Annotated in this window: 1 protein-coding gene; it reads left to right on the forward strand. The window is 70.8% G+C overall.

What is annotated here, in order from left to right; all coding sequences use genetic code 11:
- A partial coding sequence (locus GT354_RS46190) for a DNA methylase (RefSeq protein ID WP_161363546.1) occupies window positions 1–573 on the forward strand: 573 nt, incomplete at its 5' end.
- Window positions 574–590 lie beyond the last annotated feature (17 nt).

Below are 590 nucleotides of genomic sequence, written 5' to 3' on the forward strand. Positions count from 1 at the left end.
CAGCCGAACTACTGCGGAGACGCGTTCGTTCGCGCCGACGCGATCGAGTACGCCCGAGCGCACGCCGCGGACTTCGACGTCGTCCACGCCTCGCCGCCCTGCCAGGACGCGTGCTCGCTCACCAAAGGCACCAACCGCGGACGCACCTACCCGCGGCTCATCGAACCCACCCGCGACGTTCTCACCGCGGCCGGTGTGCCGTTCGTGATCGAAAACGTCGCCGGCGCCGAACTCCGGCGCGACGTGCGGCTGTGCGGTGAGATGTTCGATCTCGCCGTCATGCGACACCGGTTCTTCGAGGTGCACGGCGTCACCGTGACCGCACCCGCCCACCGGCCGCACCGCGGACGCGTCGCGGGGATGCGCCACGGCGAGTGGTTCACCGGCCCGTATTTCGCCGTCTACGGCGACGGGGGCGGCAAGGGCAGCGTCGCCCAGTGGCAGGCCGCGATGGGCATCGACTGGACCGACGTCCGCCGCGAAATCGCCGAAGCGATCCCACCCGCGTACACGCACCTGATCGGCCGTCAGTTCCTCGCCGCCTACGCCGAGCAGGCCGCGTCCGCCGCATAGCGCACACCACCCCTGAC

Origin of the sequence: Streptomyces sp. SID3343 (assembly GCF_009865215.1) — a bacterium.
In the GTDB taxonomy this organism is placed as follows: Bacteria; Actinomycetota; Actinomycetes; order Streptomycetales; family Streptomycetaceae; genus Embleya.